Source organism: Candidatus Mycosynbacter amalyticus (genome assembly GCF_025273655.1).
In the GTDB taxonomy this organism is placed as follows: Bacteria; Patescibacteriota; Saccharimonadia; order Saccharimonadales; family Saccharimonadaceae; genus Mycosynbacter; species Mycosynbacter amalyticus.
Window position 1 is genome coordinate 661,535 of the sequence record NZ_CP045921.1, and the last position, 24,558, is coordinate 686,092.

Annotated in this window: 26 protein-coding genes; 7 read left to right on the plus strand and 19 right to left on the minus strand. The window is 50.8% G+C overall.

Features of this window, described 5'->3' with window-relative positions:
* Nucleotides 1–17 precede the first annotated feature (17 nt).
* Genes GII36_RS03635 through GII36_RS03655 form a run of 5 tightly spaced genes read right to left on the minus strand, consistent with a single transcriptional unit; the run spans nt 18 to nt 6,623 of the window.
* The gene (locus tag GII36_RS03635) at nt 18–2,555 is read right to left on the minus strand and encodes a hypothetical protein (RefSeq protein ID WP_260762569.1); all 2,538 of its coding nucleotides are present in this window, start codon (nt 2,553–2,555) and stop codon (nt 18–20) included.
* A gap of 28 nt (nt 2,556–2,583) precedes the next feature.
* Nucleotides 2,584–4,554 carry an excinuclease ABC subunit UvrB gene (gene uvrB, locus GII36_RS03640; RefSeq protein WP_260762571.1) on the minus strand — a complete coding sequence of 657 codons (1,971 nt, stop codon included), beginning with the start codon at nt 4,552–4,554 and terminating at the stop codon, nt 2,584–2,586.
* A gap of 33 nt (nt 4,555–4,587) precedes the next feature.
* A complete protein-coding gene (locus GII36_RS03645) occupies nt 4,588–5,196 on the minus strand; it encodes an SLOG cluster 4 domain-containing protein (protein ID WP_260762574.1) in 609 nt (202 codons plus the stop codon).
* On the minus strand, nt 5,193–5,636 hold the full coding sequence (locus tag GII36_RS03650; protein ID WP_260762576.1) for a hypothetical protein: 444 nt from the start codon (nt 5,634–5,636) through the stop codon (nt 5,193–5,195). The genes GII36_RS03645 and GII36_RS03650 overlap by 4 nt, the downstream gene beginning before the upstream one ends.
* A gap of 18 nt (nt 5,637–5,654) precedes the next feature.
* Nucleotides 5,655–6,623, minus strand: coding sequence for a carbohydrate kinase family protein (locus tag GII36_RS03655; RefSeq protein WP_260762578.1), 969 nt, complete (start codon nt 6,621–6,623; stop codon nt 5,655–5,657).
* Between the two features lie 93 nt (nt 6,624–6,716).
* Here GII36_RS03655 and GII36_RS03660 point away from each other — a divergent pair, with 93 nt between their 5' ends.
* Nucleotides 6,717–7,133, plus strand: a complete 417-nt coding sequence (locus GII36_RS03660) for a hypothetical protein (RefSeq protein ID WP_260762580.1) — start codon at nt 6,717–6,719, stop codon at nt 7,131–7,133.
* On the opposite strand, the gene GII36_RS03665 is transcribed toward GII36_RS03660, so the two are convergent.
* From GII36_RS03665 to gap, 6 genes are all read right to left on the minus strand, one after another.
* Nucleotides 7,130–8,041 (minus strand): class II fructose-bisphosphate aldolase, encoded by a 912-nt coding sequence (locus tag GII36_RS03665; RefSeq protein ID WP_260762582.1) that lies wholly within the window; start codon nt 8,039–8,041, stop codon nt 7,130–7,132. The genes GII36_RS03660 and GII36_RS03665 overlap by 4 nt on opposite strands.
* A gap of 2 nt (nt 8,042–8,043) precedes the next feature.
* Nucleotides 8,044–9,042: a transketolase family protein gene (locus tag GII36_RS03670; RefSeq protein ID WP_260762584.1), complete on the minus strand. Its 999-nt coding sequence runs from the start codon at nt 9,040–9,042 to the stop codon at nt 8,044–8,046.
* A gap of 1 nt (nt 9,043) precedes the next feature.
* Entirely contained in the window at nt 9,044–9,901 is an 858-nt protein-coding gene (locus tag GII36_RS03675) for a transketolase (protein WP_260762588.1), read from the minus strand.
* Entirely contained in the window at nt 9,902–10,549 is a 648-nt protein-coding gene (locus GII36_RS03680) for a ribulose-phosphate 3-epimerase (protein ID WP_260762589.1), read from the minus strand. It lies immediately after the preceding gene.
* Between the two features lie 4 nt (nt 10,550–10,553).
* Complete coding sequence (locus GII36_RS03685) at nt 10,554–11,006, minus strand: RpiB/LacA/LacB family sugar-phosphate isomerase (RefSeq protein WP_260762591.1); 453 nt, start codon at nt 11,004–11,006, stop codon at nt 10,554–10,556.
* A gap of 440 nt (nt 11,007–11,446) precedes the next feature.
* On the minus strand, nt 11,447–12,463 hold the full coding sequence (gene gap / locus GII36_RS03690; protein ID WP_260762593.1) for a type I glyceraldehyde-3-phosphate dehydrogenase: 1,017 nt from the start codon (nt 12,461–12,463) through the stop codon (nt 11,447–11,449).
* Between the two features lie 110 nt (nt 12,464–12,573).
* On the opposite strand from gap, the gene GII36_RS03695 reads away from it, so the two are divergent.
* From GII36_RS03695 to GII36_RS03710, 4 genes are all read left to right on the plus strand, one after another.
* Entirely contained in the window at nt 12,574–14,115 is a 1,542-nt protein-coding gene (locus GII36_RS03695) for a RelA/SpoT family protein (RefSeq protein ID WP_260762595.1), read from the plus strand.
* A 79-nt stretch (nt 14,116–14,194) separates the two neighbouring features.
* Nucleotides 14,195–14,587, plus strand: a complete 393-nt coding sequence (locus GII36_RS03700; protein ID WP_260762597.1) for a GNAT family N-acetyltransferase — start codon at nt 14,195–14,197, stop codon at nt 14,585–14,587.
* A gap of 573 nt (nt 14,588–15,160) precedes the next feature.
* Nucleotides 15,161–15,532, plus strand: a complete 372-nt coding sequence (locus GII36_RS03705) for a hypothetical protein (RefSeq protein WP_260762599.1) — start codon at nt 15,161–15,163, stop codon at nt 15,530–15,532.
* A 126-nt stretch (nt 15,533–15,658) separates the two neighbouring features.
* On the plus strand, nt 15,659–16,054 hold the full coding sequence (locus tag GII36_RS03710) for a hypothetical protein (RefSeq protein WP_260762601.1): 396 nt from the start codon (nt 15,659–15,661) through the stop codon (nt 16,052–16,054).
* A gap of 139 nt (nt 16,055–16,193) precedes the next feature.
* Here GII36_RS03710 and GII36_RS03715 read toward each other — a convergent pair whose 3' ends face one another.
* Nucleotides 16,194–17,717, minus strand: a complete 1,524-nt coding sequence (locus GII36_RS03715) for a DUF3131 domain-containing protein (protein WP_260762603.1) — start codon at nt 17,715–17,717, stop codon at nt 16,194–16,196.
* A 132-nt stretch (nt 17,718–17,849) separates the two neighbouring features.
* On the opposite strand from GII36_RS03715, the gene GII36_RS03720 reads away from it, so the two are divergent.
* A complete protein-coding gene (locus tag GII36_RS03720) occupies nt 17,850–18,578 on the plus strand; it encodes a hypothetical protein (RefSeq protein WP_260762605.1) in 729 nt (242 codons plus the stop codon).
* Between the two features lie 180 nt (nt 18,579–18,758).
* Here the strand turns inward: GII36_RS03720 and GII36_RS03725 are convergent, their stop codons facing one another.
* From GII36_RS03725 to GII36_RS03740, 4 genes are read right to left on the minus strand one after another with little or no spacing between them, the layout of a single operon-like run.
* A complete protein-coding gene (locus tag GII36_RS03725) occupies nt 18,759–19,223 on the minus strand; it encodes a hypothetical protein (RefSeq protein WP_260762607.1) in 465 nt (154 codons plus the stop codon).
* Nucleotides 19,220–19,438: a hypothetical protein gene (locus GII36_RS03730; RefSeq protein ID WP_260762618.1), complete on the minus strand. Its 219-nt coding sequence runs from the start codon at nt 19,436–19,438 to the stop codon at nt 19,220–19,222. The genes GII36_RS03725 and GII36_RS03730 overlap by 4 nt, the downstream gene beginning before the upstream one ends.
* Nucleotides 19,439–19,479: 41 nt before the next feature.
* Nucleotides 19,480–19,890 (minus strand): NUDIX hydrolase, encoded by a 411-nt coding sequence (locus GII36_RS03735; RefSeq protein ID WP_260762621.1) that lies wholly within the window; start codon nt 19,888–19,890, stop codon nt 19,480–19,482.
* Between the two features lie 3 nt (nt 19,891–19,893).
* Entirely contained in the window at nt 19,894–20,424 is a 531-nt protein-coding gene (locus GII36_RS03740; protein ID WP_260762623.1) for an inorganic diphosphatase, read from the minus strand.
* 64 nt (nt 20,425–20,488) lie between these two features.
* On the opposite strand from GII36_RS03740, the gene GII36_RS03745 reads away from it, so the two are divergent.
* On the plus strand, nt 20,489–21,175 hold the full coding sequence (locus tag GII36_RS03745) for a glycerophosphodiester phosphodiesterase (protein ID WP_260762625.1): 687 nt from the start codon (nt 20,489–20,491) through the stop codon (nt 21,173–21,175).
* On the opposite strand, the gene GII36_RS03750 is transcribed toward GII36_RS03745, so the two are convergent.
* Genes GII36_RS03750 through GII36_RS03760 form a run of 3 tightly spaced genes read right to left on the minus strand, consistent with a single transcriptional unit; the run spans nt 21,176 to nt 24,558 of the window.
* Entirely contained in the window at nt 21,176–22,111 is a 936-nt protein-coding gene (locus GII36_RS03750) for an NAD(P)/FAD-dependent oxidoreductase (protein WP_260762627.1), read from the minus strand.
* Between the two features lie 2 nt (nt 22,112–22,113).
* Entirely contained in the window at nt 22,114–22,728 is a 615-nt protein-coding gene (locus GII36_RS03755; RefSeq protein ID WP_260762628.1) for an FKBP-type peptidyl-prolyl cis-trans isomerase, read from the minus strand.
* A 48-nt stretch (nt 22,729–22,776) separates the two neighbouring features.
* Nucleotides 22,777–24,558 carry an ABC transporter ATP-binding protein gene (locus tag GII36_RS03760; RefSeq protein ID WP_260762629.1) on the minus strand — a complete coding sequence of 594 codons (1,782 nt, stop codon included), beginning with the start codon at nt 24,556–24,558 and terminating at the stop codon, nt 22,777–22,779.

Below are 24,558 nucleotides of genomic sequence, written 5' to 3' on the forward strand. Positions count from 1 at the left end.
GTGAGATGAAACAGTCTCTATTGCTGAGTTGGAGGCTGGAGTGGCCATGTCTGTCCAGGAGCATTCTCAGTAGGCGGCTGCGTCTGGGGCTGAGCGTAAGGCTGAGCGCCGTTTACCGGACTTGAAACTGGATTTTGCACAGATGGCTGTTGCCCATACGGCTGCGGTTGTGCCGGAGGCTGCCAATTGGTCGGCTGCGGCATAGTAGACTGCGGAGCAATTGTTTGTGGCTGCACAGGCACCTGCTGTCGCCATTGGTTCGGATCGATATACTGCCCACCCGCCATCTGACCATACTGTGTCTCGGTATGCGGACGAATGATGAATTTGAGCGCTATATAGACTAGCCCGAGCAGCACCAATATGCCAGCCGCGATCACACTCATCATCTGCAAGACTCCAACCACCGTGTTCATGGTGGATGTGTCTGTCGCCGTGCCATACTGAGACTTACTGTAATCGGCGTATTTGGCTGCCAAGTAGTTCTGCGGATAGAGCGAATTTGCCTGAGCAAACAGCTTGGTTGCCGCCTGGTAATTGCCACGCGTCAGCTGCGACAAGCCTTCTCTCCATGCTGTCATGGAAGCACTTTTTGTCTGAAGCGTGATATTTCGCTGTTTCACGAGTGACGTGATACCGGTCGTGTCACGCACGACAGTACCCGCAAAGCATTTACGATCCGGGCAGTTCAGATTACCATATGTCGCCACGCCAACAACGTCTCCATCTATGCCTACAGCTGGTCCACCTACTAAGCCGGCATGCGATGATGTAGCTATTGCGCGAGTTTTCTGACCTTCACCGCCGCTAAAGGTCTGCGTCACTGCATTCGCTCGATACATCGGCGTCGCACGGAACTGTGCAGAAGCCAGTGAACCATAGGCATACATCGGCAATCCGACAAGCCCCACGGTCGCTTTATCGGCAATCCCATCATCTTGCAGGGTAAGCGTTGGATATGTGGCACTCTTCTTCATTTTGAGTAGCGCAGTATCCGATTTAACAACTCCCCCATCATAAATTTGTGCCTGAGTGATATCTGTTGAATAATTTTTTGCCTCGAGTGCCGCCTCAATAACTGTATCGGTATAGGCGAACGAACCCGAGCCGTCGCCATTTTGGTTGACTACTATCGGTTTGTCTGCCAATTGGACAGCATACGAATACTGTTCCTTGGTTACAGAGATATCTTCTGGCGCTATGAGTGTACTCAACGCGTTGATCTTAGCAATGATATCTTGGTCACGCTCCTGCACTCCAGCTACAAGCGCGTCGGCATCGGTTTGCATAATACTACGGGATTCCACTAGGTAATCTAGAATACGCTGCAAGCGATCAAGCGCCTGCTCAGAATCTGGGGCATTAGTAATATATGCCGAAATTGCCTCTTGCGGCTTCACCTGTACAGAGCTACCAGATGTCGCCAGATATCCATCGCGAGAGATGAAAAATCCAGAGCCGGCTTTGTCGACGCATGCACCTGTGAGTGTAGGCCCATCACCACCTTCTGGCAGCGACAGTTTGATATCGGCACAATATAGTGTACCTACGCGTACCGTAGCTGGTGAAGCGCCAGCAAGCATAGTGAAGCCAGATGTACTAGCCAAATACGCCGGAATCTCGTAGCTAGATTTCGAAGACTTATTGGAACCCTCGTTCATCTGACTCGATGAATTGTCTGCGGCTTGCTCAGCGGCTTTTGCATCCAGCATCGAAGCATCAGTAGCGCCGGTAGCATCAGATACCAGCGCCTTACTATCAAGGCCATCGTACGTCACTCCTTCTAGAACTGTCTCAAGCTGTGGCGTCACTGCAAAGTTAGACGAGCGAATACCGCTGATGCAAGCTACATATGGACGATCGTGCTGAACTGTCATATAGCAATCTTCGCGCGAAACAGTTTTCACGCCATAGCGTTCATTTGTCGTCGTAAACGTGACTTTTCGGTAGTCAATATCGTTAATGTTCTTCACTTCTGTGTCCGATGCTTCGACCATCTTGTCCTGCGTGTGAGCGCTGACCGTTTCTTTCACCAGCATGTCGATCTTCGACAAGTCTTTGTATTCTTTTTTGGTGGCCAGCAATTCCCAGTAGCCTTTGGCCGGACTCGATGTGATGCGCAGCTCCGGCGATGCAAGTGTTACTTCGCTCCGTGTCGCTTCACTTGTCTCAACAGGACGCACTCGCATGACAGTATATGGACGCGCCTCCGAAAGATCAGTATCGGAGTATGTCACGTCTTCAGCAAATCCAAACCCTTCAAGCTCTCGTGCGTTATACGGAATTTTGACACCAAGTGTTGAAGTAATTGTGCGAGTATATGGAACGCTCGACTCAGGTTCCAGCACAGCTGCGACACCTTTTTGGGTTTTGCCCGTATCCGAACTCGTCTTACCCATTAATTCAATTGTAATCCACGCACCGAGACACAGTACCAAAAGCACACCACAGGCTACCATGCCCCAGATCAAATAATCACGAAGTTCGCGTGGTTTTTTGGGGGCAGCCGGCTGCATAGGCGACTGTGGTGCGGGGTATGGTTGTTGCGGTTGCATAATCTATGCACCAGTGTAGCACAAAACGCTACTGCTTAGCGCGAATTTCGGCTATGATATCACGCAGCTCGGCGGCTTTTTCGAACTCAAGATTTGCGCTGGCAAGATTCATTTGTGCCGATAGCTCTTTCTCCAGATTTGCATACTCATCTTTTGGTATTTTCTTCAGATCGAGTTTCGGCGACTTATCTTCTTTTTGCGGGATGATGGCGCGCAGTCCTTCGTCAATAGCTTTGTCGACGCCACGCGGTGTAATACCGTGCTCGCGGTTGTACGCCTCCTGAATTTCACGACGACGATCCGTCTCGTCGATTGCTGCCTGCATAGAGCGCGTTACTTTGTCACCATACATCACTACGCTGCCGTCGACATGGCGCGCCGCACGACCAATCGTTTGGATGAGTGCGCTTTCACTGCGCAAGAAGCCCTCTTTGTCTGCATCCATAATTGCCACCAGGCTTACTTCTGGCAAGTCCAGACCCTCTCTGAGGAGATTAATACCTACTAATACATCGTAGACGCCCATACGCAGATCACGCAAAATATCACCGCGCTCTAGTGTATCGACTTCACTATGAATATAGGCCGTCTTAATATTCAGTTCGAGAAGGTACGCACTCAGATCTTCTGCCATGCGCTTTGTCAGTGTCGTTACAAGTACACGCTGTCCCTTCTCGATACGATCGCGAATTTCGGCGATGAGATCATCTACCTGACCTTTCGTCGGTTTGATAGTAATTGGCGGATCGAGCAGCCCGGTTGGGCGGATCACTTGCTGAGCAGGCTCAGGGCTATGTGCGAGCTCGTAGTCACCCGGCGTTGCCGACACATAGATCGCTTGATTGATATGTTTGTCAAATTCTTCGAATCGCAGCGGTCGATTGTCGAGCGCGCTTGGCAAGCGAAAGCCATGCTCCACTAGCACCTCTTTACGCGCACGATCTCCGTTATACATACCTCGCACCTGCGGTAAGCTCTGGTGGCTTTCGTCGACAAGTAGCAGCCAATCATCTGGGAAATAATCGATCAGCGTGGCTGGCTGCTCACCTGGCTCGCGGTCGCTCAGGTATCGGCTGTAATTCTCGATTCCTTTGACAAACCCGGTTTCTTCAAGCATCTCAATATCATACTTAGTACGCTGCGCGAGACGCTGCGCCTCAAGCAGTTTGTCGTGCGATTCGAACCATTCCATGCGCTCATTGAATTCATGTTTAATACCTTCAATAGCATGCGCCAGTCTATCTTTTGGCGTTACATAGTGACTACTTGGGAAGATATCGACCTTACTCGGCTCACTCAGTATCTCACCTGTCAGCGGATCGAGCTGCGTCAGACGGTCTACCTCGTCACCGAAAAACTCGATGCGATATGCTGTCTCGCCATTTGCCGGGAAAACATCAACCACATCTCCTTTTACTCGAAATGTTCCACGATGAAAATCAACATCGTTGCGTTTGTATTGGATATCTGTCAGGAGGCGAATAAACTTATCCTGCTGTCGTCGCTCACCACGCGCCACATGGATCGACATCTCGGCATATGCATCCGGACTTCCAATACCATATATGCAGCTCACGCTGGCTACGATGATCACATCGCGACGCGTGAGAAGTGCAGAAGTAGCAGCGTGACGCAACCGGTCGATCTCTTCATTGATCGCCGAATCTTTCTCGATATAAGTGTCACTACTGGCGATGTAGGCCTCTGGCTGATAGTAGTCGAAGTAGCTGACAAAATAATGTACTTCATTGTCCGGAAAGAAAGTTTTAAATTCACTAAACAGCTGCGCAGCAAGTGTCTTGTTGTGCGCCAACACGAGCGTCGGCACCTGGCGATCTTGAATGATGTTTGCCATCGTGAACGTCTTACCAGAACCAGTAACGCCCAGTAGTGTCTGCTCGCGCTCACCCTGATCAAGCCCCGCTACCAGCTGCGCAATAGCTGTCGGCTGATCGCCGGTTGGCTGATACTTAGTTTCCAAGCGAAATTTTTGACTCATATATCCAGTATAGCACTAGAGAAAAAGTAGCGGCTAGCCCTGGCCAGCACGCTTGGCGCTGACATGGCTATCATTGGCGTCGTGTTCGAAATCGGCATACTTCTCGTCGAGTCGTGTGATGATCGTGTCGACAAGTCGCTGCGGATCGGTATCATAAATGATGTCTTTGGCACCTGGTGCTTCGATATTTTCGAGCAGCGTCTTCGTATAGTCGGCTAGACCGCCGCTGCCCAACAGTACGCCGCAGACTTTGCGGCTTTCGAGCGCGGTCGCCAGCTCATGTAGACTCCCCATGCGACCACCAACCGTGATAATCGCGTCGCTACTGCGCACCAGATGAACATCGCGTCCTACATATTCCATGCCTGTGAAATTGATATAGTCGAACTCTTTCGTCGGCAGGCGATATGTCGCCACATGCTCCCTGAAAGAGCTGGCCGGCGAGAAGCCAATCGAGATGCCACGCTTGCCCGTTACGCTCACGGCGCCCATGGCTGCGTAGTGCGGCAGGCCTACAGTCGCACCCGTAGTAAGTGTTTTGCCGCTTTTTGAAATAGCCTTACCAAGCTCAAACGCCAACTGATGCGATGCGTGCACCGTCTCGCCGCTTGCTGCGCCCGACACGCATATCTGATATCTCATTGTTTTGTCTCCTTTTCCATTTGTATATATTTGGTTATTGGTGCGAGTAGCTCCGGATGCGCCGCCCATTCTCTGTATCTGATCACTATTTGCTCCGCTAGGCTCCGACGAAATCCATCGAGGCTGCGCGCTTCGAACCGTCTAGACTCTGCCGTGTCCAGGGCAAGATCATCTGGGTGAAATGATACTACTTCCCCGCCAATTACCAGCCCGACGTACGCCGTATCCTTGCTCAAAATATCTTCATGTACGCGTAGCGCTTGATACAGCTCTCGCGCCGTGACGTCGCCATCGAGCCCCATCTCACGAATCACCGTGTGAGCAATATGCAAGATGTCGCCGATTAGTTTAGCATCGAGCGCTTGTTTGCCTGTCGCCTTCTCTAAATCATCAAACGCGATCTCAAGTAACTTCTCACGTGGACGACCCAATAATGTCATAAGCGCGCGCGACACGTACTAAAAATCCTTTTCCTCGACAGGCATATCATGCAATACTATACCCTGGCGCAAAATCCCTTCTTTGGCACCGTATTTCGTTACGACAGAGGTAGAGTTCGCGCTGCCAAATACAATTGCCTCTTTGAGGCTCTTACCTTGAGACCACTGGCTCAGGAAGCCACTCGCAAATGCATCGCCCGCACCGGTGCGATCTACCACTGGCACATCCTCGTACATACCAGCTGACACAATCGTCTTGCCGTCGCTCGCCACTACACCTCGAGGGCCATCACTGACGATTGCCACTGGTACATAGTGCAGGGCATGCCGCACCAGCTCTTCGCTCGTCTCGCCGTCGACAAGCATTTGCATTTCTTCCTTGTTCACGCACAATACATCAACGCTACTCAGAAGTGCCTTAAGCTTAGCGGGTTCAGCCAGTTCTGGCCCCGCCGGGTTGAGCATCACCTTTACGCCAGATTCTTCGGCCTTGTCGATTACTACGCGCAGCAGATCGATACCGCCGAGTGCTAGCGACGTGGGATATATCCAATCGGCTTCTGCGATAGCCTCAAGATCAAGGTCTTTACCGCTCGCATCGGTCGAGATGCCTCGGTTATTGAGAATGGTGCGCTCGCCGTCGGTTGCAATGAGGATATTTGAGTAGCCGGCACGGTACTTGTCATCTCGAACTACATGCGACGTATCAACACCTTCGCGGTCAAGATCTTGCAGTACAGTTTCTGATGCCGGATCATGACCAAGTGTCCACATATAGCTACTCTCGAGTCCTTGACGCGCAAATGTCACTGCCACGTTGCTCGCATTGCCGCCTGTGGCAAACTTGATATCGTCAACTTCCATCTTTGTGCCAAGTGGGAGGTGTGTGTACGCCACCTTACCTTCCATATACGGACTAAACTCGTCGCTTTTCAGAAACACGTCTTGCGTCGCCTTGCCTATCGCCAATATCTTCGGTGTACTCATACCAGTATTCCTTTTTGATTTTTACCACCCATATTCTGGTGTCATTATATCACTTATGGTTGCGATTTCGTCAACTTATCCTACACTTGCTATATGAGTATGCTTGAACTGGTGCGCACGGGTGAGAAAATCGAAGAAGATACCGGTATCTCTGGCATGTCACAAGTTCTTGAAAGATTTATAACTATGCATGAACTTGAAACCATGGCCAAGCTCGCATTGGCAGTTTGTATCAATATTCCACTCACGCTTACAGACAAAGAAATTGATCATCTAACCTCAACAAACTTCTTATATCCCGGTAGCTGCCCAGATAGCATCAAGCCAACAGACCAGGGCCTGGTAGCGGCCAATATGATTGTACAAGAAGACGCCTCTCATACTGCATCGACCGAGCTGCATCTAGTAGAGCCGTTTCGCGATATTGAGCTGCTTAAACTACTGTACGAGGATCGCGCGCCGCACGTTTCACCACCTGAATACTTCTTTCATTTTTATCGCGCTAGCTAGATAATCGCCTTATCGGCGCTCCCAAATGCTTGGATTTTCTCTTCTACCACAGCTTGCACGGCACCATACACTTCTGGCATAAGCTTCACGACGGCATATTCGTCTGGATGATCGGCAAGTACTTTCTCAAGTGTCTTGCGGAACACATAGCGCATATCGCTGTTGATGTTGATCTTGCTCACGCCGATACGAGCCGCGTCTTCAAAATAGTGGAGCGGCGTACCAGAGCCACCATGCAGACTGATACCGCAGTCGATAGCACCACGAATACGCTCAAGAAGCTCCAAGTCAAGTTCCTTCGGCACAGGGTATTTGCCGTGCAGATTGCCGATGGCCGCTGCGAAGGTGTCGATACCTGTGGCATCCACAAACTCCTTGGCACCTTCTGGCGTGCTAAACGTCTTCTTGATCTCTTCGTAGTCAATATTTTCTGTATGCACATTGCTGCTCCCACCAAAATAGTGTGGCTCACTCTCAATCAGCGCACCGGTAAACTTGGCATATTCTACCACTTCTTTGGTCTGCGCGATGATATCGTGCTCGGTCGCCTCATGATTCGCCTGCGAGATGTCAATATGGATAAACTCGTAGCCGGCATCTATAGCGCGCTTACAGGCGTCAACCGTAGGGCTGTGATCGAGATTCAGGTATGCTTCGATACCATATTCCTTTTTGTAATTATCTACCATATCACGGATATTTTGCAGGCCAATCGCCTTGACCTCGCCGTCGCTTACTTCGATCAACACCGGTGAATTGAGCTTTTGTGCAGCCTGTGCGATAGCGATGAGCGTCTCTTGGTTGTCGATGTTAAACGCACCGACAGCGAAATGCTGCTGCTTGGTGCGCTGATACAAGTGCCTCGCCCTAGTAGTATTGTCCCGTATTTCACTAATAGTGAGTCCCATGTCTATCCCTCCCGATGGTACTGTGGTGTCGTGTTGATGAATGCCTGGATCACTGTCTGCATCTTCTCTCCGGTCATGCCGAAGTAGTCGAGCAGTTCGTTTGGTGCGCCGCTCTCACCGAAGCGATCATACATACCGATACGCTTCAGTGGTGTTGGCATCTTCTCGCTCAGTAGCTCAGCTACTGCGCCACCAAATCCCGCAGCCACCTGCGCTTCTTCGGCGGTGACGACGCGGCCTGTTTTACGTGCGCTAGCGAGAATCGTGTCTTCGTCGAGTGGTTTGACGGTAGGCACGTGCACAACTTCAGCCGAGACACCGTGCTGTTCTAGCAGGTGTGCGGCTTTGAGTAGCTGATAGGTCATGGTACCCGTGCCAAGCAGCGATACGTCGTGGCCTTCGCGTAGCACGTAAGCCTTGCCGAGTTCAAATGGCGATTCGTCAGTACTGAAAATTGGCGTCTTCTCGCGCGCGAGGCGGATATAGCTCGGCTTACCGTTTTCGGCGACTACTTGCGTCGCTTTCTCGGCTTCCACGCTATCGCCCGGCACCACCACCACCATATGTGGCAGTACACGCATGAGTGCAATATCTTCGAGCATCTGGTGTGTCGCGCCGTCCGGACCGACACTCACACCAGCGTGTGAGCCGACGATCTTGACAGGCTGCTCGTTGAGCGCCGCTGTAGTGCGTATCTGCTCCCAGTTGCGACCTGGACTAAACGCCGCATAGCTACTGGTAAACGGAATCTTGCCCGCACGAGCCAAGCCACTCGCGACCGTCACGAGGTTTTGCTCAGCCACACCGATCTCCACGAAGCGGTCTGGAAACGCCTCACGAAAATGATGCATCTGCGTACTCTCCGTCAGATCTGCGCACAGCGCCACTACACGCTCATTGGCTTCGCCCGCCTTCTTGAGTCCGCGACCAAATCCCGCACGTGTCGGCTCCTGCGCCACATCGTCGGCAAACAAATTATCTCGTAGTGGATAGTGTGACATGTTATTCTCCTGCCTTTATCTTGCCGTCGAGCGTACGGAGTTTTTTGAGCGCTTCTTTGGCTTGTTCATGATTTGGTGGTGCACCGTGCCAGTGGTAATCATACTCCATGAAGTCAACGCCCTTACCCGGAATAGTATGGGCGATAATTACACTTGGTTTGTTAGTGATAGCGCGCGCCATACTTGCCGCGTCGATGATGCTTTCAATGTTGTGCCCGTCGATTTCCTGCACGTGCCAGCCGAAACTTTCCCATTTGCCACGGAGATCCTCAAGCGGCATCACATCCTCGGTACTGCCATCGATCTGGATGTTGTTACGATCCACGAAGCCGATCAGCTGACTAAGCTTATACTTGCCAGCAAACATCGCCGCCTCCCAGATATTACCCTCGTTGAGCTCGCCGTCGCCCATGATAGTGTACACGAAACGATGCGGCTGCTTGTCCATATACTGCAATGCATACGCCACGCCAGACGCCTGCGACAAACCACTACCGAGTGGACCGGACGTATTCTCGAGACCCGGCAGCTTAGTCCGCTCTGGGTGCCCTTGCAAGCGAGAACCAAGTTTGCGCAGTGTCTTCAGCTCCGCTTTGTTGAAATACCCGGCCTCAGCCATAGCCGCATATTGCACCGGCACCGTATGACCATTACTGAGGAAGAAATAGTCACGCTCCTCCCAATCGGGGTGCTTCGGGTCTATATTCATGATATCGAAATACAGTGCTGTCACGATATCGGCCATGCCAAGCGGACCCGCGCTATGCCCACTACCCGCTGCCTCGAGCATAGAGATAATATCTTTACGAATTGTATTTGCTTTGGCATCGAGTTGCGCCAATGTGTAATGTTGCGTCACTTAGAGCACTCCTTGTTTGTTGATTTCATCGACAAGCTGCTGATACATGGTCGCAGGATCAGTGGCCATCTGGATAGCACTCCCGACATTTAGCACGTTCACACCGCCCTGTGTCAAAGTATAGGCATTATCGACATTCACACCCCCGTCCCAGCCAATCTCCGCCTCGGGATTAATCTGTTTAATCAGACGAACTTTCTCCAGCTGCATGAGGTTTGCCGTGCCGCCATATTTACCTAGATCGCCAGTAAAAACCATAACATGCTCTGCCTGCTGAATAATCTGCTCTACTGAAGCGGGAACTGTTGATCTCAACACAGCGACACCAGCCTTTATATTGTACTGTTTAAGAGTAGCGAGTACCGAAGGTAGCTGTTCTGGATCGGCCTCGGCATGAAAGATGACCATACTGGGCTTAAGCTGCACGAGCGTTTGTAGATGTTCAGCAGGCCGCGCGACCATAGCATGCACATCCACTTCCCAGCCTTCTGGCCACCAAATCTCATTTGATGCAATCGTAAATGAAGGTGCAAACTCACCGTCACTTATGTCGACATGAATACGCTGCGCAAATGGCTGTATTTTGTCAATGATCTGCTTATACTGTTCGGCATTTTCTGCTAGTACTGCCGGCGCAATCACACTCATATCTCTACACCTCATCTATCTGCGCATTGCGCCGTTTATATCTAGGGGCTGCTGCAAACGGTGTATCCAGCCATGTATCAATAATCGCCTTCCACTCTGGTTCTTCCTTCTCAAGTACACGTGACGGCAAACATAGCACGTTGCTGTCGTTGTCGTTGCGGGTCATTTTGGCCTCGTAGTCATCCCAGATCACACTTGCACGAATACCTCGAAAACGATTCGCTGCCATAGCCATACCTTGGCCGCCGCCACAGAGCAAGATAGCGCGCGGATCGTTGGCGTCGTCTTCTCCCAGCACCTTTAGTGCTGCTAACTGGGCAAACTGTGGAAAATCGTCTTCCGGATCGAGCTCTTTGTCTCCGACATCTTCGACATCGTAGCCACGCTTGGCAAGATACGCAAATACTTTTTCTTTCATGGCGAAGCCATTATGATCAGAGCCCAGGAAAATCTTCATGTCATAAGTATAAGCATAATCACTTCTCAAGGCAAGCAACCCGAAATCCGTGAGATGCTATACCAGTAGGCTCTCAAACTATACTTCCGCGTTTTTGTTTGATAAACATACCATTGACGCTCCTCGTTGACGACCTGGGCTCACCATCTTATACTACTGATACGCCCACTCGAAAGGACAGTAACGTGCAAAAACTAGTCGCCAGACTGATCAAGTGGCTTGAAAAGTCGACCGATCACACGCGCACACCCCCGCGTAGGCGGATTCGGAACTGCGATTACCATCGAACCCCTACTTGCGACTGCTGAAACTCCCCGGCGAACCCCACCTGCGCAGGCTCATTCGAACTTGCGTAGGTGGATCACCCTAGCTAAATCTTATAAAATACACCCGCGAAGTTGCGGGTGTATTGATAGGATAATGTGCGTATAATATGCGTCCTATTTTTCGATAGCTTTCGCCACATCAGCAACTAGCTCTACCAAGCGGTTGCTATAACCCCATTCGTTATCGTACCAGACAGCGATTTTGATCAGATTGCCACCGACTACCTTGGTAAGAAGTAGGTCGACAGTACCAGAGTGGCTGTTACCGATATAATCGCGGCTTACCAGTGGCTCTTCGCTCACCGCCAAGATACCCTGGTAGTATGGCTCAGCAGCAGCTTTTTTGAACACGGCATTGATCTCGTCTACAGTCACATCGCGGCTCAGTAGTGCCGTAACATCACTGATCGATACAACTGGTGTTGGTACACGGATAGACAGACCATCGAACTTGCCTTCTAGTTGCGGCAGTGTTTTCGTCACGGCGATTGCAGCACCAGTTGTCGTTGGTACGATATTTTCGGCGCCGTTGCGACCTTCACGCAAGTCTTTCTTTGGTGCATCCTGAATCGCTTGACTAGCCGTATAACTATGCACGGTCGTGAGAAGTGATTTCTCTACACCAAACTCCGCGTCCAGTACCGCCATCACCGCCGCCAGGCTGTTTGTAGTACAGCTCGCGTTGCTAATCACCTCGGTCGAGTGAGGAATCTTGTCATCATTTGCACCGAGTACGATCGTATCGACGCCGTCGGATTTGGTAGGACCACTAATCACGACGCGCTTGGCACCAGCTTGCACGTGCTTGCTTGCGCCTTCTTTGTCGGTGAAGAAACCAGTTGATTCGATGACGAGTTCTACACCAAGTGTACCCCATGGCAAAGCCGCTGGATCGCGTTCTGCTAGCACTTTGACATGCGTACCGTCCACGATAATACCACTGTCGTCGTACCCTACTTCGTGATGATACGTGCCATAATTGCTATCATTTTTGAGCAAATACGCCAATGTTTTCGTATCCGTCAGATCGTTGATTGCGACGATTTCAAGATCTTTGCGCTCAAACGCAATCTTAAACGCGTTACGTCCAATACGTCCGAAGCCATTGATGGCTATTTTGGTTTGACTCATGTCTGTATATGCCCCCTCTTATATAAGCATTAGTACTTCTGGCTGTATTATATGTCACTCTCTAGTGTCTATGCAACCATTTCCTCCACTAGTGTTATACTAGAAGTATCATGAAGAAGCGTGAAGTTCTCGAATATGCCGCTCATTTCTACGACGATGAGCAGATGCTTGAGCTGGAACACGCTATCGACTATGCAACCACTTGCCATGCCGGACAAAAACGTAAAAGTGGCGAACCCTATATCACTCACCCTCTCGCCGTCGCTTATAATCTCATCGACTGGGGCATGGACATCGACACGGTACTCGCCGGCGTACTGCACGACACTGTCGAAGATACAGACGCAACGCTCGAAGTAGTCGAAACTATGTTTGGGCGCGACGTGGCATTTCTAGTTGACGGCGTCACCAAGGTATCCCAGGCACGTGCAGGCATGCGCGATCTTGGCAGCTATTTACCGCAGACGCGCGACAATCTTTCCAAACTCCTCATCGCAGTCGGCCAAGACGTGCGCGTCATCATCATCAAACTCGCCGATCGCCTGCACAATATGTCGACACTGCAGCATATGCCCGTAGACAAGCAGCAGAAGATCGGCCGCGAAACTATAGAGGTCTTCGCCCCCATGGCAGACCGCCTGGGTATGGGCCGCGTGCGTATGGAGATGGAAGAGTTGGCATTTAGCTACCTCGATCCACACGAGTTCAAGCATCTTCAGGGACTCATGCGCAAGCGCCTCGGACGCAGTACGCGCAAACTCGGTCTCGTCCGCACCGAGGTAGAGCACCGTTTGGCTCAGGATAAATTCGAGTTCGAGATCAACGGACGTGTCAAAAGCATCTATAGCCTGCACAAAAAGCTCAAGAAAGTTGACGGCAATATCGACGATATCTACGATCTCATGGCGCTGCGTGTCATCGTCCAATCGAAAGAAGACTGCTACCGCGTCCTCGGTATCTTGCACGGTATGTACCAGCCCATGATCGCCCGCATCAAAGATTACATCGCGGTGCCAAAACCAAACGGCTACCAAAGCCTCCACACTACCGTGATCACACCGAGCAAACAAATCGTCGAGTTTCAGATTCGCACACACGAAATGCACGAATACGCCGAACGCGGACTTGCCGCCAGTTTCCACTACCACGAGCAGAAATCAACCAAAGACTATACCAAGAAAAAGCGTGGCAATGGCGGCCTCCCAGCCGAACTGCAATGGATTACGCAGATGCAAGAAGTAGCTGCGCGCCTGCGCGACGGCGAAGACATTAGCGAAGACCAGCTAGCGATCGACCTATTCGGTAACCGCATCTTCGTCTACTCGCCAAAAGGAGACATTTACAATCTACCCGAAGGCGCCTACCCGCTCGATTTTGCCTACCTAGTGCATAGTGACATTGGTAAACATGCCTATAGCTTCAAGGTCAACGGCAATATCCACGCGTTCGACAAGCCGCTAGGCAACGGCGACGTCGTAGAGGTCGTCACACGCAAACTGCCACAGGCAAAAAAAGCTTGGCTCGATCTCGTCATGACCACCCATGCCAAAAGCAAACTCCGCATGCAGCTCAAACAGCTCGGCTTGATCGAAGGTATCTCGCACGCCGCCGCTATCATCCGCGACAAAGCCTCCCGCAAAAGCACGAAGTAACAATGTGACTTGTGTCATTGAATAGCATACATGGTGTTGCATAGTTGATTATATAACAATTATGTGATATAATATAATTATGACGAACCTCGAATCGCGGGTCTCTATCTCACTTCCAAATCGCCTGGCCGACACAGAGCTCTATGATATCACTAGCGCTCATGGCAGTATTGCTGCAATTTACAGATCAACTGGTGGATTTTATCAGATTGCAGATTTTGAAGTCCATGCGGATTCACGAGGCCTAGGGCACGGCAAAGAATTGCTCCATAGTGCAGCACTTCATGCCAGAGAGCTGGGCGCGCGTACTGTATATGCCGCCATCATCTCACGAGAATGCTATGAGGTGATGAAGCGCGAATTTGGCGAAGAATCGCTAGAAGTATTGGAGATGGGCGACCCTACCCCTGACGGTCAAGACCAAAACAAAGACTCGCCAACTGCAGCGTTTTTGTTTCATCATACGAAGTAGGTGGCCCGTAAACGCAGCCAGACTATTGGTTACGTGACAATTATGAACCTATCTCTTTCTTTATTTTTGTGGTATAAATAGTTTACGGGCAGCAATCGCTGTCTCGTTCCATTTTGCACACGGAAGAGGTGTCGTATGACATCGCCCCGCAAACAACGGCCGAGCAAATACTACTTGGTGTCGTATCCAGATCCCGCCGCACGCACGCTTCGTATGAAAATTCGGAACGATGTGATGACGGCCGCAGAAGCTGGCAACACTACCGAGCAGGGCAAGATCTGCGCACGCTACAAGCATCGGCTAGGGTTACGGATCTACATCGGCTGGACTCGGCTCCATGCCAATATGCGCATCGACCCGAATCAGTCGCCACCGCCTAAAAAGGCCGCAAGTACAAAGCCCGAGCACTACGGCTGCACGTGCGAACGTGACCCCGAGTGTGCCTCTTGCGATCAGGGTTGGCACAAGAGCTGTCACTACGGCTGCAAGTACGGCCGGGTTGTACCTCGGTCTTAGACGCACCCTTCACCCGGTTGAAGTTTCTACTCGGGAACACCCAGAAGAAGGGCGCCCATGAGACCACTGCGCCGCAAGCGATGGCAGATGTTCAACATCTACTACCCTGGATGGATATGGTGTCGCGTTCGCCTCGACCCAGATGAGTTCGAAGCTGCCGACACGAACGATGGCGACGACGAAGATGTCGCCAGAGCACGACGCCACATCGGACACATCTACAAAGGTGCGACCGGTATCGATCGAGGCGTTTCGCTCGTGTGGACGGACTTCGTCTTTCGCCAAGCGGGATCGATCGAGCCATCGTGGCCAGAGCTATATGGTTGCACTTGTACGAGCTTCTGCACACCTTGCGACGTCGGCTGGCATCTAGAATGCGAGTTCTGTCGCAAATACTACGGCACACCAATCAACTGGATCGAGCCGTAGCCCCGCCCCTACCCCGCCGTTTACCGAAAACGCCGAGGAGGGGCGTTTTCATTTATATAATTTTATGTTATAATATAGATATGGGCAGCAATCGCTGCCTTGATTCGTCCATCGAAAGGTACAGCTATGCAGGACAAGATAAGGGTGCTCGTGAGCGATATCGAGGATCTGCTGAGGGTCCTACCACGAGATAGCCATCTCTATGGCAAACTGGATGTGATTCGCGTCAGGCTCGATGATCTCAGGTTTGAGTTTCCTGATATGCAAGACTGCAAGCTCACGTTGACCAGCGTGGATCTGCCAGATGATCTGCTCGAGTTTCGGACCGTACTACCGCAGTGGTTCGTGGACCTTGTCGTTTCTGGCCGACAACTCCCCGTCAGTGAACGCACCGGGCATCAGAATGCCGCCATCTCGCTGCTACCCGTCTGTGCGAACGAGGTACTCGAGCCCATCGTGGCTGAGTTGCCTCGTATCGGGGGCAACCATGTGTCGCTGCGAGTCGTAGTCGCCGGCGAGTAACGCCGCTGGACGATAAGGGTCGCGCCATTCACTTGGCGCGGCCCTGTTCAATTTTGACCATCAAATGCATTTTGCTTTTTGCAGATTACAGAAACTAAAACTCTCTAGAATTGAACCCTGAGTCCTTGCCTGTTATTTACTATACTTCAGATTCCAGAATTGAGCGTGGGATATAAAGTCGGTCATTTGAGAATTGGATTGCTCCAAATTCTTGTTTCGATGCGGCGAGTAACGTCATGACTCGGTCAGACATTGTGTCAATCAGCACATTCCCTTCGCCAGTTTTTGTATGCTTGAGGCTTCGTGCGCCAAGATCCCTGGCATACTTCTTAGGAAGCGCCATGACCTCTCGCCAGTCGAGACCTTCGGATACATCTTGCCGAAATACATACAGAGCATTTGGTCCTGCGATAGGGCTTTCTGCGATAGCATGCTCCGCAACTACGTTGTTTTCAGTATCTTTTTCTTGCAGAATCAATAACAAGTACTGGTCAGCTTCTTGTCTGCCGTCCTCACTGATTATCTTGCGTCCAGAAAGTGAACCCTTGGCGTAGTAGCAATTCTCGCTTCCCCACATCTCACGCACGTTATCCAGTATCTTCAGTCGTTCAAGTTCGATAGTGGGCCGCATATTCTTTGTTGCCGCGTTTCCTACGATTTCGCGTGCGTATCGCTCCAACTCTCCCGCGGGCAGCACTTCCCAGTTCAGTTCAGCGGCCGGTTCAAATGAGTCATGTCCTGGAATTAGCATCACTCTGTCCGGAGTAATAGTAAGTTCTTCTAGTACACGATTTTGCACTATCATATCTTCGATATCTACATTCGCTAGACTTTTTATCAATTCAAAATATTTTTCACGAGTTTTAGATATGTCAATATCCTGCTGGAGTCTCCCTGAGGAATTTCTCACAAGAAGTCTTGCTGCAGCTGTATTTATATAGTCATCCAAGCGGCCGCCCGCAACCCGATTCATGCTAGATAGCTTCTTGCCGCTGGGGGCAGTGTAAGATATTTGCTTTTCATATTTCCCGAGTAGTTCTTCGGATAGCTCGCCGTCACGGTTGCGGACATACTCCAGCAGAGAGTCGTGCACGGTCTTGAGAGAATCTTTATTCTCTCCATGCTCGCCTAGGAGCATAAAGATTGCAAACATTCGCATATCAAGAGAAGCAGAATCATACGTGCGTCCATCTAGACCCTCGTACAATGGCAGGTTGTTGCATGTACCTATGAAGTTTTGTGCAGCCACATCGGCCAAATAGTCATAATCCCAGTCTTCCGGATGGGCAAAAAACTCATCACGCGATTCAATACCCATTCGGTCTGCAGCCTCCGCCAGGTAGCCAGCAAATTCGTGTGTTGCGTTAATAGTAGATCCAACCCTTTTTTGCTGCAAATACTGCCAGGCAAGTTTGTCCTGGGGCGTGTTCAAAGGATCAATCCGTGCGTTATGAAGCTTCATGCCCATAACTACTTGATCATCTGCATGACCAACGATATTATACGCGTCTCCGTCGTCTTCTCTGCCAATCTCAAACATGCGACTATAGATAGGGTTATCTAAAACGTGCTGAAGCTTTAGTGAAAGATCAGCCGGACTTAGTTTCTCTAGACCCGGCTCGGTCTCTGATAGTTTTTGCATTCTCTCGTCGAATGTCGTCATATTTATTATTATAGCATAAATTTATAATAAATACAAATATCCGATTTTATACTACTCATTCCAAATTTCACACATATCTTTTCTGTGTATAACAATTATTTGTAATAATTACAAAGTAATGTTAAAATATACATGTTCTTTTCCGAAAGGATCAAGATGTTCATTGTAAGTGTACGTAGTTTTGTGATGGATGCAGTGTCACTTTTGGCCTGTGTTCTACTGGGTGTTTTCGCGTTCATGAGTCTGCGCGACGGAGTGTCTGGCTACGACATCATCCTCATCACTATCACCGTTCTCGTGACGGGACTACTAGTCATGGTGGCTTCGGGTCACCTGGTGAGCCTGGTGCAGCATCACCGGAGTATGAGGGGTCGTAGCCTGGAACTGCAGGAGTTCTTGCGAACCAAGCATCGACTCGTCAATCTCCTACATAGGGTGCCTGCCACACCGACGGTTGGTGGAGATATGTACACCATTGGCCTGTCCAAAGACCTGGGTGAGCGGCTCTTGATCGTGCGCAAGTCCTACGGCTTGGAGTGCGTGATAGTGGATCGTATCGGTACGAAATATGTGAATGACCAAGAAGTAGAGGTCACCCTTTTGAAGGGCATCACTATCCCCTACTCGGACCGCCTGCCGGTACTGGTACATGCATTCGGCAGTGAGCGCATCTGCGGAGAAGTGACCGGTGGAGATGAGGTGCAGTACGCGCAGCACATTGGTGATCAGCTGCGGGAAATAATCGACCGGCACTTTGGCGCCGGTCGACCGACGCCGATACTGGCAAACAATTTCAACACTGCCAACGTCGACGACTTGCAAGAACTGCTCGATTTCATGCCCGAATCAATGCGAGACTGACTCAACTCTCGCTCAACTCATAGAAAAGAACTCGCTGACCGAGAACGGTCCGTCTATTGGTACGACGCAAAACTACTCGCCCGCGCTGGACACTTCGGTGTTTGGCGTGGGCGTTTTGCTTTTTGCAGGGCTGTTCTATCTACTGAAGGACGTACTTTCTATTCCGTTACGCTTGTTGACCTAAGATCCGGAAACCATGTAAACAAAAGAAATAATTGCGAGGACCAAGGATAGTGTGGCACAGTGATTCAAAAAACTTATCGAAATATTAGGGAGTTTCACTCTGCAAAATCCATGCACAGCAATTGCCACCCTTCTGCCACGATCACTTGAGTGGTCTCGAATAATGCGCTGCCACCAATTTAAATCACCTTTCGCCATAAACTTTTCAAACCATTTCATGGTAAGCTCACTTACTAAGTAGCCTAGAATAATCAGCAACATGGATATTAAAACCAAAATAACCGTAACCTTGTACGATGAATAGCCCCATAGAACTGGTGAACTTTCACTCCAAGTGTCATTTAGCCCCAGGGCAACAAGTAAACCCGCTGTAGCCACTGTCAACTTAGCCGTATCAAACTGCTTTTGTAAGTCCGCGCGACTATTCTGTATATCTTCAAGAAGGTTATCATCTGACTTCACTTCAAACTCTCCCTTTTATCTCTCCATTTACTCACCGGCGCTGCAAGCATTGATGCCTGAATATCATGAACCGCTGCACGTGTCATATAACCCATGAGTCCCCAAGCAGCTGCATATTCGCAGCTATTATTGTCGGCTTCGTACGTCTCGCCCTGCAATTTGCTTGCAAACTCGGTCGCGCGGCCTTGGATTTCGTTCCAACTTAAATTCGTCATGTGTGTCCGTAGTGTAGCGCAACGAGAGGTGTTTTGCCAGGCTACAGATAGAAATCTATAGCCGTCCGCACGAGCACTTGAAACGGCGGCTCGAAGCCTCGTAGAGTATCGATCTGCACCCAGTCGTAGCCTTCGTGCTCGCCACTGAGCTGTATATACGGCCTGGGTGTCTCGAGCTTGAGCATATAGAGCACACGCGTCATCATGCCTTCGCCGGGCTCGTACTCGGCGTCAAACCCGATATGGATAGCGTCTTCTGTATTGAGTACAAGCCCTGTCTCTTCGGCAAGCTCACGATCGAGTGCTTCGAGATCTTGCTCGCCAGACTCTACCAGGCCGCCGGGCAGATCAAGCGCTCGCGGCTGGGTAGGATGTGAGCCGCTTCGGCGCAGCACCAAAAACTCTCCTTGGCCATTGCGAATTAGTAGCTTGACGGAGCGGCGATCTTGCATCGTCTACTTGTTGTTCCAGCGCTCGATTGCTTCGTGTACAACTGCCTTTGCCTCGTCGATGTCACCAAATTTCTCGACAACTGTCGTACCAGGTTTTTTGAGATCTTTGTAGTGATTGAAGTGAAATTCGATCTGCTTGATAAGCTGTGCAGGGAGATCTTCGAGAGTTTGAATCGCATTACCGGTATTGCGATCGTCGGCTGGTACGGCCACGATCTTGTCGTCTACCTCACTGTCGTCGCTAAATTTCATGACACCGATAATACGCGCTTCGAGGAAGATACCCGTAGGGAGAGGCTCATCTGTCACAAGCAATAAATCGAGTTCGTCGCCATCTTCGTCGAGTGTCTGCGGAATGAAACCGTAGTTGGTAGGTTTGGCAAAAATAGCTGGCTCGACACGGTCAAGTTGCATCACAGCAAGTTCGCGGTTCCACTCGATCTTGTGGCTGCTACCCTGCGGAATCTCTATGACGACATTGACGATACCGTCATCTACTGCGCCTGGGGTAAGTACTTGGTTGAAATCTGCCATATCTGCTGCTCCTTTGATTTGTGCATAATTGGTGCTTTGTCTCTGTTACTAGTATACTATAGATATGCTAGTAATCGGACACCGTGGCGCCAAAGGCAAAGGACTCGGAAATACTCTCGAAGCCATGCGCTATGCACTCGCCCAAGGTGCCGACGGCCTGGAGTTCGATGTGCGCCTGACACGGGACGGCGTGCCGGTGATTATCCACGACGACACGCTGCTACTGACGCGCGGCATAAATAGAAGTGTCCACACACTCACGCTCCGCGAGCTCAACGATCTCAGCAGCGACAAACCGGTGCCAACACTCACCCAGGTGCTCGACGAGTTTTGGGGCAACACATATCTCAATATCGAGCTCAAAGCCCGCGGAAGTGGGCGCGCAGTCGTGTCACTCCTAGTGTCTCGCTATATCACAAGTGACTACGACTGGAGCAACTGCCTCATCTCTTCGTTCAAAACAGCCGAACTACGAGCTGCGCGTTCACTTGCGCCGCATGCGCGCTTGGCGCTGTTACATGGTCAAAATCCTTTTACTTTTCTGATGTATCAGCATCGTCTACGGCTTGCCGGACTTGGGTTTCACCGCCTGCACGTCAGTCTGTTGGCACTCGCGATTGCCCGGCGCCTGGGGATCTTCACCTATGCATATACCGTCAATCGCCCAGGTGGCGCCCAGCAGCTCCGCGAAAAACAACTCGACGCGGTAGTGACTGACTATCCGCGCCGAATTGTAGATGCGCTGTCGTAGCTAGTTACGCTCGAGCTCTTCGAGATATTCACGAATCGCAAGTGCTGCCGTGGCACCTTCGCCCACTGCGCTAGCAATCTGCATGGTTGCACCGCTGCGCACATCGCCAGAGGCAAACACACCCGGTAGCGTCGTAGAGAGTTTGAGATCTGTTTTGATGAGTCCTACTTCGTCCAGCTCTACGCCCGAGTTTTCGAGAAACTGAGTATTTGGCTTGAGCCCGATGAAGACGAAGACACCGTCTGTATCATAGCTGACTTTCTGGCCATCTTTTGTCGCATCGACGCGGATCACCTTAGCGTCCTCGGTCACGATTTCGTCTGGCACCACTCCGTAGTGGACACTAATTTTGCCTTCAGCTACAAACTTCTCTAGTTCGTGTTGCAATACCTCGCTGGCTTTGAGCGTACTGCGGACAAGCAAATCGATATGTGTCGTAAAACGTGTCAGGAAAATCGCCTCTTGCACAGCAGAATTACCGCCGCCCACCACGACCAGGCGCTTTTCGCGGTAGAACGCACCGTCACAGGTAGCGCAGTAATGCACACCGCGACCATAGTATTCTGCTTCGCCCGGTATACCTAGCTTCTTGTAGTCGCTACCAGTCGCAATCAATACAGCCTTCGCTTGGACAGGCTTGCCATCAACTATGAGTTCGACTACGTCGCCGTCGCGGCGCAGCGCCGAAATATCGCCGAAATCTATATGTGCACCGAAGCGCTCGGCCTGTGCCTGCAGCTGACTTGCAAGCTGCATCCCAGAAATACCTTCGGCAAATCCAGGGTAGTTATCAACAAGATCTGTGATAGCCGCCAGGCCGCCAATCGTCGCCTTCTCATACAGTGTCGTGTCGATATCTTCGCGCGTAGTATATACCGCTGCAGCCAGTGCGCTCGGACCGGCGCCAATCATCACGACGTCTTTTACTTCACTCACGGCTACGCCTCGCTTGCCGGCGGAATAGCCATAATCACAAACTTCAGTGGTGCGTTGGCTTTGATATCTGCGCCTTGGTCTGAACTATACGCCATGTTGCCAGGAATAGTAACGACACGTACGCCGCCGATTTTCATACCTTGTACGCCCTTCGTCCAGCCCTCGATCAAGCCAGGGCCGCCTTCGAGTGGCGCTTTGAGTGCACCGTTTTCGATCGAACCGTCGAAGACTTTGCCCTCGCTGTTCCAGCCGATGTAGTACGCGCGGTACGCAGTGTCAGATTTGATTTCTGCGCCGTCACCCTGCTTAAGATCTTCCGTACCAAGGCTTTTCACCTTGCTTGCATCGTAGGCCTCTGGCAATGATTCGTATTGTTTAAACGTATCATAATACTGTGCCGACAACGTCTTGGCTTCTCCTTCAGACTTCTTCTGCTCTTCGGCCATTTGCTTCTGGTATTCTGCCAGTTGCTTGTTATATTCGTCTTGCTGTTTTTGCTGATCAGCCACGCTGTTTTGATTTGCCAAGATCATGATAAAAAACGAGCCAACCGTACCTACAGTCATCACCACTGCAATGATAATAATACCGATACGCTGCGCCTTCGATGTCGCCATAGTCTCCCTCTCTGAATTTTTTGCTATATCCAGTATAGCACAACACGCTTACGCAGCCATGTCGAACTCGGCCAGTTTTTCCTGAGCTTTGTCGGTTGTAGCAGCCTGCAGCTCCAGTAGTTGCGCATAAATACCACCTGTTTTAGCTAGCTCACGCGGTGAGCCAATTTCATCAACACGACCTTTGCGTAATGTCACGATAGTATCGACATGCGCGATAGTGCTCAGGCGGTGTGCGATGATCAACACTGTGCGACCATGCATCAAACGATCCAGCGCGTCTTGCACTACCGCTTCACTACGGCTGTCCAAGCTACTCGTGGCTTCGTCGAGTACTAGAATAGGGCCGTCTTTCAATAGAGCACGCGCGATAGCGATACGCTGTTTCTGGCCGCCACTTAGTTTGATACCCCGCTCACCAATCTCGGTATCGAACTGCTTGTCGAATTCAGCAATAAACTCGTAAGCATTGGCAGCTTTTGCTGCTGACTCGATTTCGTCGTCACTTGCACCAGGCTTGCCATAGGCGATGTTTTCGCGAATCGTACCACTAAAGAGTGATGCGTCCTGAAACACAGTCGCTATTGCCGCTCGTACACTAGCCTGGGTAGCCGTCTGTATATCTACTCCACCGATACGTACATACCCGCTGTCTGGTCGGTATAGCTGCATCAGTAGATTTGATATTGTGGATTTACCGCCGCCGCTCTCACCCACCAGCGCCAGCTTTTTGCCTGCTTCGATGGTAAACGAAATGTTGTCGAGCACCTGCTTTTTGTCTGCGTACGAGAAACTCACGCCGTTGAACTGCACACTCGCATGCTGAGCGTCGAGTGCCACTTTGCCCGTTTCATCTACTACTTCTGGCTGCTCGGCCATCGCCTCAGCGTAATCTTTGCTATTTGCTGCCGCTCGCTGATACCGGTCGATGAAGAAGCTCATCGATTGCATCGGCCCACTGATCTGCTGCACTAGCGCGATCAGCAGTACCATTTCGCCGATAGTGATAGTACCGCTGGCAGCCTGGAGGAATAGCGTACCAAACACCAGTGCATAGATGACACTTAGCGCCACTCCTCGCAGCGCATTCATCTCATGCCAATACGTCGACTGCTGTTTGGTGATGCCGACCATCTTCGCAAAGCGTGTGTCAAAACCACGCAGCTCACGTTGCTCACTGCCAAAACTTTTGACAAGCCGCATTTGTGATACTACTTCGCCGAAGCGTCCGCTCGCGATGTCATAGTGTTTGTTTTTGCGCTTCTCGTACTTTTGCCATTTCACACTTGTCTTGGCAGTGATGTAGACGAAGATCGGGATAAGTAGCAGCATGAAAACAGCGATCGGCCAACTGTACCACAGCATGATACCGAGCGAAATCAGTACTGTCAGCAACATACTCAGCAAGTTGTTGGCAAAAAACTGCAAAAATTGCGTCACATCGCTAATCGCACGATTAAGACGATTGATGATCTTGCCGGTAATCTCTGTGTCAAAATATTTCTGCGGTAGCGTCAGGAGATGTTCGTAGTAGCGTGTCGACAGTTGTTTGCGCATACGCTCTGCCAACATATCACCCATTACGCCGCTGATGTTGTCGATCACTGTCCCCACCAGCGAAATTACCAGCAACATGACGACAAGTCCGACAATATATGTATAGTTTACCGCGTGGGTACCGAGTCCAGCCACAATCGTGTCCGTCACAATCTTCATCACAAACGGTGGCGCGAGATTTAGCAGCGCCGTCACCACAGATAACAGTGCAATTACACCAAATGTCCGTTTGAGCCCATGCGTGTAACCAAACAGCCGTACGAGATCCTGCAT